This is a genomic window from Larkinella punicea (genome assembly GCF_003334855.1).
Classification (GTDB): Bacteria; Bacteroidota; Bacteroidia; order Cytophagales; family Spirosomataceae; genus Larkinella; species Larkinella punicea.
In genome coordinates, this window is the sequence record NZ_QOWE01000029.1 from 14929 (window position 1) to 27351 (window position 12423).

A 12423-nucleotide genomic window follows, 5' to 3' on the forward strand; every position below is an offset into this window, starting at 1 on the left:
ATATAATATTGAATAATATAAATCTATATTGACCTCAACTCCCTGAAGGGACTTAAATCAATCAGGGGGTTGGGGGTAAAATCATAAGTTTTCGGTAGAGACTTACGCAACCAACAGCCATGAGTACGCCAATCCCGGCACCCGCCAAAACATCCAGTGGATAATGCGCACCGACGTAAATTCGGCTGTAGGAAACGACGGCGGCCCACAAAAACACCCACCTGACCCACCAAAACCGTTTGCCGATCATCAACCACAAAGCCATTGCCAGGGCGAAGGTGTTGGCGGCATGGGAAGACGCAAAACCGTAGGTGCCGCCACATTCCAGCACCGGATGAATGAGTTTTTGCAAGGCCGGTTCGTGACAGGGGCGCAACCGGAGCGTCAGCGGTTTCAACACTGAAGAAGCCATCTGATCACTCAGTACGACGGCCAGCACCAACGTTAGCACCAGACCGAACGCCAGTTTCCGGTATTGATAAATCAACCAGCCAATCAGCAGCGCATAGAACGGAATCCACGTATTGCGCATCGTGGCCCCCACCATGATCGAATCCAGCCACGGCGCGTGCAAGCTATTCAGCCAGAGGAAGAGGTCGGTGTCGAGTCGGTTGAGCGTTTCCAATTTTGAATGATAGAATGAGTGAATGATAGAATGAATGAATAAAAATCCATGAGCTTGTTTGTCCCATTCTATCATTCATTCTATCATTCAAAATTAATTGTAGCCTAATTTCCGCCGAACCCGTTCCATTGTGACCGACGCAACGGCGCGGGCTTTTTCTTCGCCGTTGCGCAGTTCGCGTTCCAGCGCTTCTTCGTTTTCCATGTAGAAATTGAATTTTTCGCGAGGCTCGGCAAACTGGCTGATGATCAGTTCGTACAGTTCTTTTTTGGCGTGACCGTAGCCATACCCGCCGTTCAGGTAATTCCGGCGCATGGTTTCCACCTGAGCCGCATCGGCCAGCAGCGCATACAACTGGAACGTAATATCGGTAGCCGGATTTTTCGGTTCTTCGAGGGGCGTCGAATCCGAAACGATCTTTTTAATCACCTTGTAAAGCTCGTTAGCCGGTACGAAAATGTCGATGTAGTTATTATACGACTTGCTCATCTTCTGGCCGTCGATACCCGGAATGGTCATAATCCGCTCGTCGATGCGGGATTCGGGCAAAACGAAAATCTCCTCTCCCACCTGGTGATTGACCGCGCTGGCCATGTCGCGCGTCATTTCAACGTGCTGTTTCTGGTCTTTTCCAACCGGAACCAGATTGGCGTCATACAGCAGAATATCAGCCGCCATCAAACACGGATACGTAAACAAACCGGCGTTGACATCCGCCAGCCGCTCGGATTTGTCCTTGAACGAATGCGCATTGGACAGCATTGGAAACGGCGTAAAGCAGTTCAGGTACCACGCCAGTTCGGTATGCTCCGGCACGTGCGATTGCCGCCAAAAGGTGTTTTTAGTCGTATCGAGTCCGAACGCCAGCCAGGCCGACGCCACCGCCCGGATGTATTCCCGGCGCAAGGCACCGTCTTTGATGGTCGTTAGGGAATGCAGGTCGGCAATGAACAGAAAGGAGTCGTTACCGGGTTCTTCCGACAATTTAATGGCGGGTTTGATGGCCCCCAGAATATTACCCAAATGCGGTCGTCCGCTGCTTTGAATACCAGTGAGAATGCGAGACATATTTTTTGAATGAGTGAATGAGTGAATGAGTGAATGAGTGAATAAAAAAGGGAGGTGATCGATTTTTTATTCACTCATTCACTCATTCACTCATTCAAAATTGATTTCGCAAACTTCGCTATTTCTGGCTAGCTTTGGAACTGTATGAAGACGAAAAACGCACCTAATTCTCAGCTCTCCGTTCAAACGCTTGACTTTCTGCGCGATCTGGTTCAAAACAACAACCGGGAGTGGTTTCAGGCAAACCGCGCCCGCTACGATGCGGCTAAATCCGAGTTTGAAGGCTTTGTGGGCAAGCTGTTGCAGGGCATCGAAGCCTTTCAGCCACTGCCCAATACCGCCGTGAAGGATTGTATTTTCCGCATTAACCGCGACATCCGGTTTTCCAAAGACAAGGCGCCTTACAAGAAGAATCTGGCGGCTGCCGTGGGTCCGGGCGGGCGGCATTCGGGTCGGATCGACTATTATTTCCACCTGCAACCCGGTGGCGAAACGTTTCTGGGCGCGGGCATGTGGCAACCGACACCGGCGCAACTTGCCAAGTTTCGGCAGGAAATCGACTACAACGTTGATGAGTTGAAAGACCTCATCGAGGCTCCGGAGTTCAAGGGGTATTTTCCGGAAATTTTCGGCGAAACGATGAAAACGTCACCCAAAGGCTATTCAGCCGACCATCCGGAGATTGCCTTACTGCGCCGGAAAGAATTGTTTTTCCTCCACCGGTATTCGGACCAGGAGGTGGTAAAACCGGATTTTGTGGATGAAGTCGTGAAAGGTGCCCGGTTGATTAAACCGTATTGCGATTACCTGAATTACCTGTTTTACGAAGAAAAAGACGAGTCGATAACGTTATAAATGAATTATAAATGTAAAATGATGAACGCCCAATGTAAAAGTGGGGACTGCCCTGATAATTTTACATTGGGCGTTCATCATTTTACATTTATAATTCGATCAGTACTCCAATCCGGCGGGCAGGGTTTTGGCCTGATTGATAAAATCGGTGATTTTTTCCAGGGTTGGGGGCCGTTGCGTTAGCTGCCGTTCCTGGTTGATTTCCGTGATTTTGGTAAAGAGGTTTTCCGGTGAACGGTGGGCCAGTTCTTTAACCGTGTCAACACCGGCTTCTTCCAGCAAATCGCTATAGACGCCACCAATGCCCGCAATGCGATTCAAATCCGCGCGATTGGCCAGATCCAGAATCACCGCCGTTTCGACACCGACCGTAGCCGCCAGTTTCTTCCGCAAAGGCACGGTTTTGGTGGCTTCGAGCAGGGCGTCGGTGTGGGTCAAACCCTGTGCTTTCAAGGCTTCGGCCAGATCAGCAGTAATGCCTTTTAATTCTTGAACGGGTAAACTCATGAGAATAGTTTATTATTTAGGAATATGACTACCTACTTGAGACCGCTTTCCGGTCAAAAAGTAACGCAGAATCCTAAATAAACCCGCCTACCACCGAACCGCCAGCCTCACCCCTCCCGTAAAATTCCGGCGCGGGGCGGCATTGTAAAACCGGCCACCAAAAGCGTTCAGGTCATAGCCCAGGCTGTAGGTTTGATCGAGCAGGTTATCCCCACTGACATACGCATCGAGCGTCCAGCGTTTGGCCAGCGTTTTCCGGAACCCCAGCGTCGCGTTCAGCATCCGGGCGATATCGGACGTAAAAGCGTTGGCGTCATCGAGCGGGAATTTATCGATAAACTGGTGCGTCAGGTGCGCGTAGAATCCCAGCCGGGTTTCGGCGTCGAAACCGGTGACCACCACCAACGGGGGTACGCCCGTAACGCGGTTACCCGACACATCGGCGGTGCCCTGCTGGTAATTCTTAAACCGGTAATTGGTCACCGTGGTGCTGTTCCAGACCCGGACGGTTTGCCACAAGGCAGCCGGTTTCGGAACCACCAAATTGTAGGCTAGTTGGGCTTCCAGCCCTTTTTGATTCGTAGCCCCGGCATTGATGAAGTATTCGGCTCCGCTTTCCACCGACCGCCGGACGATCGTTTGCCGCAAGCGGAACTGATACACGGCAAGGTCGAACTGAAACCGGTTCAACTGACCGCGCACCGCAGCTTCGAGGTTGGTACCCTGCTCCGGCTCCAGCGTCGGGTTGAAGGTTCCGGCCGATGGCCGGACTTCCTGGATCGTGGGGGCGGAATAACCGGTGCTGACGCTGGCAAAAACCGACACATGATCGCCAATTTTCTTCAACAGCGCCACCCTCGGCAACCAGACCGGCTGAAAGCCGCGGGGCTGGGAAACAATGGGTTGATCCGAAAACCGGGTAAACCGGTACGACACCTCGTTGCGACTCAACCCGGCCGTGGCAATGATGCCAAACGGCAGGTTTGCTTCCAACTGGGCAAACAAAACCGACTGCGACGCCCGGAATTCGTCGTCCGACTGCAGCGTGTCGGGCTGACCCCGGCGGTTGCCATAATTGCGGGTGATGGTGAAATTGTTCTGCCATTCGCCCCCAAAAACCAGTTGGGTCGGAACGCCTGCTTCGATCATCTGCCAGCGCGTCACCGTCCGTCCCCCAATGCCCTGATCGGCGCGTTTTTCGTAGTTGGTAATAAAAGGATTGGCAAAGTCGGTCAGCGAACCGAACAAAACCGTCGTGTTTTGAATCCGGTCGTTCCAGCGGTATTGGTGCGAGAAGCCCAGATAGCCGGTTTTCTGGTAAATGGCTGCCCGCTGGTCCACGCTGCCGGGTGTGACCCGCGTCGAAGGCCGGGCCTGGCGCGGATCGGCCAGAAACTGCGCCTGGGTCAACCCGCCCGGTGTCTGGTACATCAGATCCGAGTATAACCCCATGACCGAAACCGTTTGCTTTGGGTTAACGGCAAAAGTGGCGCTCAACGACAGATTATCGCGGTACATTCGGCTGTTGGCCCGGTAGCCATCCGACTGTAAATGCCCGTAATTCAACGAAATAGCCGAATTATTTTGACCGGTTTGAATCGTATAGTTCTGGCCCGACAACCCGTAGGAACCCGCCAGCGCGCTCACTTCGGCCCGGTTGGCCTGGTCGCCCGAAGGGCTGGCCTGCCCGCTGAGCAAAACCGTGCCGCCGGTTCCGGCCCCGTACAAACTGCCCGACGGGCCTTTGATCACTTCCACCCGGCCAATGGAACGAACGTCCAGCGCGTTCAGGTAGGTGCCGCCCCCCGCATCGGTCATCGGCAATTCGTTCCAGTAGACTTTGACATTCCGAACGCCAAATGGCGACCGGATCAGGCTCCCCCGGATCGAAAGCCGGTAGCTGCCCGGCGATCGTTCGTCCATCCGGACGCCCGGCAGGGTGTTGAAAGCCGGAACGAGGGCCGGGGTGCCAAACCGCTGATTCAGTTCTTTACCAGACAACACATTGACCGATGCCGCCGTTTCGAGCAGCGGGCGGTTCGTTTCGTAACCCCGGACGGTTACTTCCGCCAGTTGAATGGAATCGGTGACGGAACGATTGGACGGCGTTTGCTGGGCGAAGAGGGAAATGGGCAGAAATAGAAAAAGTAAACTGTATTTAAGCATGTCTTTGCCGGATTCGGGTTGTTTCTGGGATTCTTACGTAAAACTAATCGCTCAAAATGATTTTATACTCTTTAGGGTCAACTAACCTCAATTCAACCCCAAAAGTCGGCGTTTCAATCCAATCTGTATTGAGCCAACGGTTAACTACCATTTATTTTACAAAAAATAATAAACCATTGCAAAGTACGTGACGACGTTGGAAAGACCGAACGACCGATGGCTCCGCTGGATTGGAATCCCGCTGATGGTGCTGTTGGGCAATATACTTTACCTGAAAGATTACCAGCATAACCCGGTTCTGTATTCAGGCTGGGTCTTTATTGGCATGGCCTACATGACCCTGGCCTGGGAAGGTTCCGTGAGTTGGGTGCATTATGTGCGCAAAAAATTCCCGGACGCCCGGCATGCCTTCCGGCGGATAGTCATCACCTTTACCGGCTACGGGCTGCTGGCGGTTTTGTGCCAGTCGCTGTTCATCTTTCTGACCGATCTGACCGGGCTGGCCATTATTCCCATCACGGCCCGCGTTTATCAGGCTTACATCGGAATCGGTATCTTTTGTTCCCTGATTCTGGGTACGACCTACGAAATTATTTATTACCTGCAACAATACCGCAAAGCGATTGCCGAAGCCGAAGCGATTCAGAAATCCCGGATTCAGGGGCAGTTCGACAGCCTGAAAAGTCAGGTCAATCCGCATTTTCTGTTTAACAGTCTTAATTCGCTGTCGGCTCTGATTTCCGAAGACAAGCAGCAGGCCAACAAATTTCTGGAAGAGTTATCGAGCGTATACCGGTATCTGCTGCAATCGAATGAGCGCAAACTCGTATCGCTCCAAACGGAACTGAACTTCATCCACTCGTTTTTTTACCTGTTAAAAGCCCGCTATGGCCCGGCCATCGAATTGCACATCGGCATCGAATCGTACCTGCTGGAGTGTTATCTGCCGCCTTTTAGCCTGCAAACGCTGATCGAAAACGCCATCCGCCACAACATCATTCTGGCCGACCGACCGCTCGTGATTTCGCTCCAGGCCGAAGCACAAATCAACGACGGGATTGTTGCGTTGCGGGTGACCAATAACATTCAGCGAAAAAATGTACAGGTCAACAAGCAGCCCGGCGGGTTGCGGCAACTCACCGAGCGGTTTACCCTCCTGCGGTTGCCGCGCCCGGTGATCACCGACGACGGCCGACAGTTTAGCGTCCGGGTGCCGCTAATCGTTAAAGGTGCCGATTTTTTGGTAAATTTACCCTGACTTTTCCCTACCGATGTGGGCCTGAAATCTATCCGTTATACCAACCGTGACACCTGGATCGCACTCGGCCTTTTGCCGGGTTATTACCTTTTCCTGAACTATATGATGCTCGGGAAGCCCTATTTTCAACGGCTGGATATTTTTCTGGGTGCTTCTCTGCTGACGACACTCATCTGGACACCGGCTTTTTTTCTCCATGCCTTGCCGGCGGTTTATCTCCGCAAACGGTTTCCGCACATTCGCCAGACCTGGATGCGCATGTGTCTGGCCCTTTCGATCCATATTCTGATGTCGTCGGCCGCCATAACCTTTCTATTTTATGTTTATAAGTGGATCAATTTCCCGGGCTATACCTTCGACAGCAACCGGCTTTTTTGGGCAATTACCCTGGGGATCATCGGCAACATTGTCGCTAATATCGTTCACGAAAGTGTCTATACTTTTGAGAAATGGTCGCAAACCATCAGCGAAACCGAAAAACTTAAAAAAGCGAATTTGCAAAGCCAGCTCGACAGTTTAAAACAACAGGTCAATCCACATTTTCTGTTCAATTCGCTCAATACGCTTTCGTCCCTGATTGACGAAGACACCGACAAAGCGGAACTGTTTATCGAGGAATTATCGAGTGTGTACCGGTATTTGTTGCAGACCAACGAAAACGCCCTGACCAGCCTACGTGATGAATTGACATTTATCGAATCGTATTTCCACCTCCTGAAAACCCGGTACGGAAATGGCATCAATCTGGAAGTGCGCATAGCCGATGGCTTTAAAGAAGCGCAATTACCGCCCCTGACGCTCCAGATGCTGGTCGAAAACGCGGTGAAACACAACATCATTCTTTCCGACCAACCACTTCAAATACGAATTGAAACCACAAAAAACGGTCGGTTGATTGTTTCAAATAATGTGCAGTTAAAAAACCTGCGCGTGGCTTCCAACGGAGTCGGATTGGCCAATATTGCCACAAAATACCAATTGCTGGGGCAGGGAAATCTGGAAATCCTGAACACGGAAACCAGTTTTTGTGTCACCCTACCGCTCATGATGAACGAACTGAAATAAACCCGAATGCCTGGCTTTTAATCCGATGCTATGATGACTTTTAACGATACCCGCCTTCGGTTGACGGGGCCACTGGTATTGTTCTTTTTTGGGGCGTTATTTTTTCGGGTTAAACTGCTGCTCAGTTACACCAGCATCGAGTTGATCCGGTATTTGATCGTGGGAATTACCGCCGGTTATATTTGCTGGAACATAACCCGCTGGCTCGTCCGGCGAATTCAGTTGCGGCATCCGGGACTGGCCAACACCCGGTATCGGTTGTATTTATTGCTGCTGGCGTTTCCCATTCTGGTCAACATTGGGTATTTCCTCCGTTTTTTTGGTCACCGATTAATTTATCCGCACGACGGCGAATCGACCTTTGATTGGGATGTTAATTTCTTCATCAGCTACCTGGAAACCATCGGCATTCAGATTTTCTACCACTTTTTATACATCGGCATTTACGAAGGTTCTTATCTGTTTATTCAATGGCGGAAAACCAATCTTGAGAAAGAAGCTTTGCTCCGTATGCAGTGGCAGGGCCGGTTTGAGGTGCTGAAAAACCAGGTGAATCCGCATTTTCTGTTCAATTCACTCAACACGCTTTCGTCGCTCATCTCCGAAAATCCGAACCTGGCCGAAGCCTTTGTCGACGACATGGCCAGTGTCTACCGCTACCTGTTACAAACCAACGAACGCGAACTGACGCCCCTTCGGAAAGAACTGGATTTTATCGACTCCTACTACCATTTGCTCAAAACCCGCTACGGGCCGGGCATCTCTCTACAAGTAGCGGTCCGGGAGGAGGACAAAGACGCTTTGCTGCCTCCGTTGACGCTGCAAATGCTGGTCGAAAATGCCGTCAAGCACAACACGATGTTGCCGGAACAACCCCTGAAAATTAGAATCGAGACAACGGACGGTTTTTTACAGATCAAAAATACCCTGCAACGCAAAATCGTTCGGGTGGAATCGAACCACGTCGGTTTGTCAAACATTACGTCCAAATACAAACTACTGAAACAACCCAGTCCGATTATTGAAGAAAAAGACGGGCAGTTTATTGTGACCCTTCCCCTGCTGCAGGAACGGATTGGCGTCAACTGAGGACGGATGCATTTCATGGCCGGACAATACCGGTTTGACCCACCAATTTGCGGTTTCAACGGAAGGTGATTTGGAAAAAACGAGCTGAATCTGCTACTTGTAGGTACGATTTGAACCGTAACACCTTAACCCTCCTCCCTGAAAAAAATAACGACCGATTCGTATGGATGTACTGGTAATTGAAGACGAAGAACTGGCTGTCCGTAAGTTGACCAAACTGCTGCAGGACGTCGATCATTCCATCCGGATTGTTGGAACGGCCGCCAGCGTGCGCGCATCTGTCCAATGGCTGCAAAACAACGCGACGCCGGACCTGATTTTGATGGACATCGAATTAGCTGACGGACAGAGCTTTGAAATCTTTGAGCAGACGCCGGTCGAATCGCCGGTTATTTTTACGACTTCCTACGACGAATATGCCTTGCGGGCTTTCAAGGTCAACAGCATCGATTATTTGCTGAAACCCATCAAACGGCACGAACTGGAAGCGAGTCTGGAAAAACACCGCAAACTGCGCAATCCCGCCGAACCCGAAACCGGCGGCCGCATGGCCATCGACGCACTCGTGCAGCAACTCCGTCAGCAGATTCAGCCCGCCGAATACCGCAAGCGGTTTCTGGTCAAACACCTCTCGCAGTGGATGCCCGTCGAAGTGGCCGACATCGCTTATTTCTACTCGGAAGAAGGCGTCAGCCTGTTCCGGACGCGAACGAATCAGAAATTTTCGGTAGACTACACACTCGATGAACTCGAAGCGATGCTCGATCCGCTGCAGTTTTTTCGGGCCAACCGGCAATTCATCGTCGACATCAACTGCGTTCAGCAGATCCATCCGTACTTCAACAACAAACTGAAACTGACGTTAAAACCGGCTCCCGAAGAGGAGGTGCTGGTGAGCCGCGAGCGTGCCACGGAGTTTAAGAAGTGGATGGGAAAATAAAAACCGTCGCTACAAAAGCCGTTTCGGCAGCTCGATCAGCGGATTTGGGGTGTCTTCGAGCAATTGTTTGGCCCGGATCAGATCGTTCCGAAACTGCCGCTGCAACTGGTGAATCAACAAAGGCGCCATCAACCGCTGCCAGCCTCTGAGTTCCAGGCTCAACTCGTATGTGACCCGGGTTTCTTTGTCCACCCGCTCAAACAACCGCTGTTCCCAGAGTTCAACCGGGCTATCGACGCTTTCGTGGGCCGTCCGCCGGTTTGGGGCGGCTGCCGTAACCTCAGCCAGAATGGTCATTTCCTGATCAAAAAGCCGAACTTCCTGCCGGAGTTTCATGCCCGAGCGGGCCAAACCGGGTGCGTCCTGCTGCATGGCGAACAAATTACTGCGCCAGAGCAGATCGTATTCATAACAACCCAGCAACCCGTAGACCTCCGTTAACGGCAATCGAATCAATTCGGAATGACGAACGGTAATCATGAAAGGCGGTTTAGAAGTTAGGGTTTTGCCCGGCCATGAAACGTTCGGCCTCCGAAAGCGTTTCGCATAATTTGGTGGGTAGCACCGGGTTGCTTTTTTCAAACAGGGCTTCCGACGACAGTTTTGAAAACAAATCCGGTGACACAATGCTGATGTTGTAACGCACCCCGGCCGCATGAATCTTCGGGAAATAGTCATTCACAATCCAGTCGACGGTTCCGGCCCAGGCCACGTCAAACTCCTTCGTGTCGTGTACGTGAAACCGGCAAGCCCGCTGCTGCCCTTCGGCCTGCTGCCATTCCAGCATTTTCAGCGTCGCCTGCATCAGTTCGTCGTCGGTACAAAAGCCGATCCACTTCATGAGAAGGTAATTCTTCGTGGGTTCATACCGTAAAATGGCGTAAACGTCCCCTTCTTCGTTTTTTATTCTGCTTATTTCATTCACAGCATCATGTACCTTAGGTGTCGGAATTCATCCGTACGATTTGATGTCACCACAATCAACCACAAATATACTTCAAACCCCGATACCCGACCGGTAACGGCCCAGCGTTTCGGGGGTAATTCCCAGATAACTGGCGACGAATTCCGGCGGAATGCGATTCAATACTTTCGGGTGTTCTTCCAGCAACCGGCGATACCGGTCTTCCGGGGCCTCTTTCAGCAGGGAAGCCTCCCGTTTTTCAACCCGCATCAACTGGTCCTGCAGCAGCAAGGTAGCAAAGCGTTGCCAGGTCGGATAGGTTCGGCAAAGCGCCATGACGTCGTCGTATTGCATTTCGAGCAGGTGCGTTTCTTCCACCGTCGCCACATTGACATGGGACGGTTTCTGGGTAAAAAAACCGACGAACGAACCCAGGAGCGAATTTTCAAACAAAAACTCTTTCGAGACTTCCCAGCCGTCGATTTCGTAAAATAACCGCCCGCACCCTTTTTCGATAAAGCCGATGGTATTGCAAACGTCTCCCTCCCGCACATACAGCTCATCTTTAGCCAGCACGCGGTACTGAATGATTTGCTCAAAAGCGGTTTTTTCTTCGCTGGACGGCCGAACGATGCGTTCAATATTGAACAGAACCCGATGCATAGAGAATGAGTTGGGGCAGAAATATACTTAAAAATCCACTTTATACAAGGATTCCAACTGTCGTTCGTTCAGGGAATCCGGCAACATTCGAAACAAACCGTTGCGCACGGCCGCCAGCCAGGGATGCTGCACCTGGGCTACCTGGCCAATGCGCCGGGATTTCTCCACAATCGAATGCGTTCGCTTCAGCCGCCGTTGCTCAAACCGTTTAAAAGCGTCGGAAACCGTACCACCCCGGTCCAGTTCGTCGGCCAGAACCACCCCGTCTTCAATGGCCTGGCAAGCTCCCTGCCCCATGTTGGGCGTCGTAGCGTGCGCGGCATCGCCCAGCAACAATACGTTGCCGAAGGCAAACCGGGGCAGGGGTTTCAGGTCGATGATGTCATTCCAGAGTAAGCCGCCATCTGCGGTTCGGGAAATAACTTCCGGAATGGGCGCGTGATAGTCCGCAAACCGGGTCTTTAGGTCATTGACCCGAAAGGTTCGCATCTGTCCATCGTTTGCGGGCGCGTTGGCCGTTGCAAACCAGTAAATCTGGTTGTTGGCGAGCGGCACAATGCCCACCCGGCCCTGGGTACCCCAGGTTTCGGTGGCTTCGGTTAGATCCAGGCCAGTGCCGTCCACCACCGCCCGCCAGCACGTATAGCCGGCGTAACGCGGTTTGGAATCGGGAAGCAACTGCTGGCGAATGGCCGAATGAATGCCATCGGCCACCAGCAGGTAATCGGTCTGGTGTACGGTTCCGTCGTCAAACCGCATGATGACACCGTCGCTGCTTTGATCGATGGAAATGGCCCGTTTGCCCAGAATGACCGGATTACCAATCAGTTGGTCCAGCAAAACCCGGTGCAGCGTGGACCGGTGAATGGTAAAATTATCGGTTCCGTATCTTTGGCTGACAGCCCGACTGTCGGTGCGGGTAATCGCACGACCTTGTTCGTCCCGAATGACAAACGTGTCGATGACGCGGCCAGCGGGCAGAATGGCCTCCGCAATGCCTAGCTTTTGGTACGCCTTGATGGCGTTGGCGGCCAGTACAAGCCCCGCCCCCAGCGGTTTAATGGCCGGTGCGGCCTCGAACAGCGTCGCCCGAATCCCGATTTTTCGCAGGGCAATGGCGGTGGTCAGGCCCGCAATACCACCACCGACGATGGTAAACCGATTCGTGTTTTTCATGATGTGGTTCTTTATAAGACTTTCGCTTGGACGTATGTGTTACCTGTAGCGCAAATTTGCCCCATAAAACCCACCAAACCCATTTCAACTTCACTGAAACGGAAAAA

Annotated in this window: 13 protein-coding genes; 5 read left to right on the forward strand and 8 right to left on the reverse strand. The window is 52.0% G+C overall.

The genetic code is table 11. From position 1 onward, the window contains the following. Positions 1-61: 61 nt before the first annotated feature. Positions 62-625: a phosphatase PAP2 family protein gene (locus DUE52_RS27380; protein WP_229312332.1), complete on the reverse strand. Its 564-nt coding sequence runs from the start codon at positions 623-625 to the stop codon at positions 62-64. A 93-nt stretch (positions 626-718) separates the two neighbouring features. Beyond that, on the reverse strand, positions 719-1693 hold the full coding sequence (gene trpS / locus DUE52_RS27385; protein WP_114409281.1) for a tryptophan--tRNA ligase: 975 nt from the start codon (positions 1691-1693) through the stop codon (positions 719-721). 144 nt (positions 1694-1837) lie between these two features. Here trpS and DUE52_RS27390 point away from each other — a divergent pair, with 144 nt between their 5' ends. Continuing rightward, positions 1838-2548 (forward strand): DUF2461 domain-containing protein, encoded by a 711-nt coding sequence (locus DUE52_RS27390; RefSeq protein ID WP_114409282.1) that lies wholly within the window; start codon positions 1838-1840, stop codon positions 2546-2548. A gap of 99 nt (positions 2549-2647) precedes the next feature. On the opposite strand, the gene DUE52_RS27395 is transcribed toward DUE52_RS27390, so the two are convergent. Both DUE52_RS27395 and DUE52_RS27400 read right to left on the reverse strand, forming a co-directional pair. Then, the gene (locus DUE52_RS27395) at positions 2648-3055 is read right to left on the reverse strand and encodes a DUF4332 domain-containing protein (protein ID WP_114409283.1); all 408 of its coding nucleotides are present in this window, start codon (positions 3053-3055) and stop codon (positions 2648-2650) included. An 87-nt stretch (positions 3056-3142) separates the two neighbouring features. Next, on the reverse strand, positions 3143-5221 hold the full coding sequence (locus tag DUE52_RS27400; RefSeq protein ID WP_114409284.1) for a TonB-dependent receptor: 2079 nt from the start codon (positions 5219-5221) through the stop codon (positions 3143-3145). A 187-nt stretch (positions 5222-5408) separates the two neighbouring features. Here DUE52_RS27400 and DUE52_RS27405 point away from each other — a divergent pair, with 187 nt between their 5' ends. The 4 genes from DUE52_RS27405 (at position 5409) to DUE52_RS27420 (ending at position 9573) form a co-directional block, all read left to right on the forward strand. Further along, positions 5409-6479, forward strand: coding sequence for a sensor histidine kinase (locus DUE52_RS27405; protein ID WP_133299957.1), 1071 nt, complete (start codon positions 5409-5411; stop codon positions 6477-6479). Between the two features lie 15 nt (positions 6480-6494). Beyond that, the gene (locus tag DUE52_RS27410) at positions 6495-7544 is read left to right on the forward strand and encodes a sensor histidine kinase (RefSeq protein ID WP_229312333.1); all 1050 of its coding nucleotides are present in this window, start codon (positions 6495-6497) and stop codon (positions 7542-7544) included. Between the two features lie 30 nt (positions 7545-7574). Further along, on the forward strand, positions 7575-8633 hold the full coding sequence (locus DUE52_RS27415) for a sensor histidine kinase (RefSeq protein WP_114409286.1): 1059 nt from the start codon (positions 7575-7577) through the stop codon (positions 8631-8633). 163 nt (positions 8634-8796) lie between these two features. Next, entirely contained in the window at positions 8797-9573 is a 777-nt protein-coding gene (locus tag DUE52_RS27420) for a LytR/AlgR family response regulator transcription factor (protein WP_114409287.1), read from the forward strand. Positions 9574-9582: 9 nt separating this feature from the next. Here DUE52_RS27420 and DUE52_RS27425 read toward each other — a convergent pair whose 3' ends face one another. The 4 genes from DUE52_RS27425 to DUE52_RS27440 form a co-directional block, all read right to left on the reverse strand. Beyond that, on the reverse strand, positions 9583-10053 hold the full coding sequence (locus tag DUE52_RS27425; RefSeq protein ID WP_114409288.1) for an SRPBCC family protein: 471 nt from the start codon (positions 10051-10053) through the stop codon (positions 9583-9585). Between the two features lie 10 nt (positions 10054-10063). Continuing rightward, positions 10064-10414, reverse strand: coding sequence for a hypothetical protein (locus tag DUE52_RS27430; RefSeq protein WP_229312334.1), 351 nt, complete (start codon positions 10412-10414; stop codon positions 10064-10066). A 156-nt stretch (positions 10415-10570) separates the two neighbouring features. Then, positions 10571-11140: a Crp/Fnr family transcriptional regulator gene (locus tag DUE52_RS27435; RefSeq protein WP_114409290.1), complete on the reverse strand. Its 570-nt coding sequence runs from the start codon at positions 11138-11140 to the stop codon at positions 10571-10573. Positions 11141-11167: 27 nt separating this feature from the next. Next, positions 11168-12316: an FAD-dependent monooxygenase gene (locus tag DUE52_RS27440; RefSeq protein ID WP_114409291.1), complete on the reverse strand. Its 1149-nt coding sequence runs from the start codon at positions 12314-12316 to the stop codon at positions 11168-11170. Positions 12317-12423: the final 107 nt, after the last annotated feature.

Excerpts from the sequence above, each read along its gene's own strand:
- DUE52_RS27435 (WP_114409290.1), bottom strand. The coding sequence starts at position 11,140 with ATGCATCGGGTTCTGTTCAATATTGAACGCATCGTTCGGCCGTCCAGC.
- DUE52_RS27425 (WP_114409288.1), bottom strand. The coding sequence starts at position 10,053 with ATGATTACCGTTCGTCATTCCGAATTGATTCGATTGCCGTTAACGGAG.
- DUE52_RS27390 (WP_114409282.1), top strand. The coding sequence starts at position 1,838 with ATGAAGACGAAAAACGCACCTAATTCTCAGCTCTCCGTTCAAACGCTT.
- DUE52_RS27430 (WP_229312334.1), bottom strand. The coding sequence starts at position 10,414 with ATGAAGTGGATCGGCTTTTGTACCGACGACGAACTGATGCAGGCGACG.
- trpS (WP_114409281.1), bottom strand. The coding sequence starts at position 1,693 with ATGTCTCGCATTCTCACTGGTATTCAAAGCAGCGGACGACCGCATTTG.
- DUE52_RS27400 (WP_114409284.1), bottom strand. The coding sequence starts at position 5,221 with ATGCTTAAATACAGTTTACTTTTTCTATTTCTGCCCATTTCCCTCTTC.
- DUE52_RS27420 (WP_114409287.1), top strand. The coding sequence starts at position 8,797 with ATGGATGTACTGGTAATTGAAGACGAAGAACTGGCTGTCCGTAAGTTG.
- DUE52_RS27415 (WP_114409286.1), top strand. The coding sequence starts at position 7,575 with ATGATGACTTTTAACGATACCCGCCTTCGGTTGACGGGGCCACTGGTA.
- DUE52_RS27395 (WP_114409283.1), bottom strand. The coding sequence starts at position 3,055 with ATGAGTTTACCCGTTCAAGAATTAAAAGGCATTACTGCTGATCTGGCC.
- DUE52_RS27440 (WP_114409291.1), bottom strand. The coding sequence starts at position 12,316 with ATGAAAAACACGAATCGGTTTACCATCGTCGGTGGTGGTATTGCGGGC.